Here is a 3,426-nt window from a genome sequence, read left to right on the forward strand (position 1 = left end):
GAAACCGAAACTACCTATGTTATGGAGAATGTGCTTGCAATGAAAGAGGAGGCATATGTAAATAATATTGATAATTATACTTCAACTTTATCTCAAGAACTATCAATGACACGTTATCCAGGCAAATCTTTAGAAACCTATTCGACTGATTGGGATGCGGTTGTTAAAACAATTTATGAATATGAGGACTTTGGTCCTGAACTCAACAAAACAGGATATTTTGAAGACGATTTAAAACCCGTTATAGCAGGACTTACAACACCTGAAGAAAAAATATTGGCGATATTAAGTTATGTTAAAACAAGCGTAAAATGGAATAATTATTTAGGATATTCTTGTGATGATGGTGTTAAAAAAGCCTATAAAGACAAGATAGGAAATATAGCCGAAATCAATTTAATGCTAACTGCAATGTTGCGTTTTGCTGGATTAACTGTGAACCCCGTATTGGTAAGTACACGCTCTAATGGGATTGCTGCATTTCCTAATAGAACCGCTTTTAATCATGTAATTGTGGCTATAGAAAATTCTGAAGATATGATATTGCTCGATGCTACAGAAAAATACTCAATGCCAAATGTGTTGCCTCTTAGAGATTTAAACTGGTTTGGAAGACTTATTAGAAAAGACGGAACATCGACCGAAGTTGACCTGATGCCCAAAATACTTTCAAGAGAAGCCGTGAATATGAGTGTTGTTTTGAAAAGTGATAGTTCGTTAGAGGGGAAAATAAGGCGACAACTTAGCGATCACGAAGCACTTGAATTTAGACAAAATAAACTACTAACAAGTAAAGAAATCTACTTAGAAGAGCTGGAAAATCAAAACAACAGTATCGAAATAAGTGATTACAAAAGAGACAATGATTTGGATTTATCTAAACCAATTATGGAAAGTTATTCTTTTAAAGATACAAAAGATATTGAAATTATCAATGATAAAATATATGTATCTCCAATGCTGTTCTCAACTACTAAGGAAAATCCGTTTAAACAAGAAATAAGAGAATATCCTGTTGATTTTGGTTATCCTTTTCAAAATAAATACAATATAAACATTGAAATTCCAGAAGGTTATGCTGTAGAATCGATGCCGCAACCTATGAACATTGCAACTGGCGAAAATTTAGGAAGTTTTAGATATATAATAGGCAATACAGGAAATACAATCCAGGTTTCTGTTACAACCACAATAAACACAGCAATAGTTTCGTCAGATTATTATGACGTATTAAAAGATTTTTATCAACAAATGATTGACAAACAAAACGAGAAAATTATTTTAAAAAGAATATAAAATGAACCTAAAAAACTCCCAACTCGAAGTAGATAATTGGATTAAAGAACACGGTGTTCGTTACTTCAATGAACTCACAAATATGGCTCAACTTACCGAAGAAGTAGGTGAAGTAGCTCGAATTATAGCCCGTCGTTACGGAGAACAATCCGAAAAAGAAAGCGATAAAAACAAAGACCTTGGCGAAGAACTTGCTGATGTGGTTTTTGTAGTTTTGTGTCTTGCTAATCAAACCGGAATCGATTTGCAAGCTGCTTTCGACAAGAAAATGGATTTAAAATCAGTCCGTGACAAAGACCGCCACAAGAATAATGAAAAGCTTAAATAATTATGAGTTATGAATTATGAATTGTTAACGAGGAATAGTAAATTGCGCCCCTAAATTATTTGTGACAAAAGCCAAAGGCATAACTCATAATTAATAACTCATAATTTAAAATATGAATTTACTACTACAACCTTCTATTTGTAATCCAAAATCAGCCATTTCAATTACGGGTTCAAAAAGCGAAACTAACAGATTGTTGTTGTTGCAGGCTTTGTTTCCCAATATTGCAATAGAAAACATATCCAATTCTGATGACAGCGAAGTAATGCAAAAAGCATTGTCTGGATGCGAGGAAATCATAGATATTCATCACGCTGGAACTGCAATGCGATTTCTTACCGCTTTTTTTGCAGTCCAAGAAAATAGAACCGTGACTTTGACAGGTTCGCCAAGAATGAAAGAACGTCCAATCAAGATTCTGGTAGATGCATTGCGACAATTGGGAGCCAAAATAGATTATGTAGAAAATGAAGGTTTTCCACCAATAAAAATTATTGGACAAAAACTCTCTCAAAATAAAGTTTCATTGCCAGCAAGTGTAAGTAGTCAATATATTTCGGCGCTTTTATTAATCGCTTCAAAACTTGAAAACGGAATTGAATTGACATTGGAAGGCGAAATCACTTCTGTTCCTTATATCAAAATGACCTTGGCTTTGTTGAACGAAATTGGAGTTGAAACTTCATTCATTGGTAATGTAATAACTGTAAAATCCAGCAATCAAGAACCAAAACCACAAACCCTTACAGTAGAAAGTGATTGGTCATCGGCTTCTTATTTTTATTCTATCGTGGCTTTGGCCAATGAGGGAACGGAAATTACATTGTCAAGTTACAAAGAAAATAGTTTGCAAGGCGATTCTGCTTTGGCAGCTATTTACAAAAAAATGGGTGTTGAGACTATTTTCGATGGAAATAAAATAACATTAGTTAAACAACCTAACTTTAAGTTTGAAACGGTAAAACTTGAACTTAATAAAACTCCAGACATTGCTCAAACAATAGTTGTCACTTGTCTCGGATTGGGAATTGGTTGTCATCTTACAGGACTTCATACTTTAAAAATTAAAGAAACAGACAGACTGGAAGCTTTGAGAATTGAATTGACAAAACTTGGGGCTAATATTTCGGTAACTAACGAAAGTTTGACTTTAAAACCTTCAAATTCAATCAACTCTAATGTAAAAATTGCCACATATAATGACCACCGAATGGCAATGGCATTTGCGCCTTTAGCATTAAAAGTGTCAATCATTATCGAAAATGCCGAAGTGGTTTCAAAATCATATCCTGATTTTTGGATTGATTTGAAAAATATTGGATTCCAGATTTCTTAACATCGCCCCCAATTTATTGGGTTAAATGCACTTTTCTCCTCCCTCTCCTTTGGAGAGGGTTGGGGTGAGGAAAAAATAAACATCGAAACACTTGACAACGCCTATCTGACAGTTGTATATTTGCCCACGATTTAAAATTATGAAAGAGAAAACGCATAATTTATAAATCCTAACTCATAACTTTCTTATATGAAATTATCACATTTTCAATTCAATTTACCAAAAGAACTTCTTGCAGAATATCCATCTGAAAACAGGGATGAAGCGCGTTTAATGGTTATTGATCGCAAAAAACAAACTATTGAGCACAAAACATTTAAAGATGTTATCGATTATTTTGATGAAGGTGATGTCCTGATTTTGAATAATACCAAAGTTTTTCCAGCACGTTTATACGGAAATAAAGAAAAAACAGGAGCAAGAATCGAGGTTTTTTTATTGAGAGAATTGAATGCAGAGCAACGTC

The 3,426-nt window shown here is 33.7% G+C and carries 4 protein-coding genes; all 4 read left to right on the top strand.

The features are described from left to right. Nucleotides 1–1,296: transglutaminase-like domain-containing protein (locus tag PHC28_RS17140; RefSeq protein ID WP_300103434.1), on the top strand; the 1,296-nt coding region annotated here is incomplete at its 5' end. 1 nt (nucleotide 1,297) lies between these two features. Then, nucleotides 1,298–1,624, top strand: a complete 327-nt coding sequence (locus PHC28_RS17145) for a nucleotide pyrophosphohydrolase (RefSeq protein WP_196851471.1) — start codon at nucleotides 1,298–1,300, stop codon at nucleotides 1,622–1,624. 112 nt (nucleotides 1,625–1,736) lie between these two features. Next, nucleotides 1,737–2,960 carry a 3-phosphoshikimate 1-carboxyvinyltransferase gene (aroA, locus tag PHC28_RS17150; RefSeq protein ID WP_300103440.1) on the top strand — a complete coding sequence of 408 codons (1,224 nt, stop codon included), beginning with the start codon at nucleotides 1,737–1,739 and terminating at the stop codon, nucleotides 2,958–2,960. A 189-nt stretch (nucleotides 2,961–3,149) separates the two neighbouring features. Further along, nucleotides 3,150–3,426 (top strand): S-adenosylmethionine:tRNA ribosyltransferase-isomerase (locus PHC28_RS17155; RefSeq protein WP_300103442.1); only part of this gene is annotated, 277 nt, incomplete at its 3' end.

It is taken from the genome of Flavobacterium sp. (assembly GCF_028712645.1).
GTDB lineage: Bacteria > Bacteroidota > Bacteroidia > Flavobacteriales > Flavobacteriaceae > Flavobacterium.

Coding starts and splice junctions, on each gene's coding strand:
- aroA (WP_300103440.1), top strand. CDS start 1,737: ATGAATTTACTACTACAACCTTCTATTTGTAATCCAAAATCAGCCATT.
- PHC28_RS17145 (WP_196851471.1), top strand. CDS start 1,298: ATGAACCTAAAAAACTCCCAACTCGAAGTAGATAATTGGATTAAAGAA.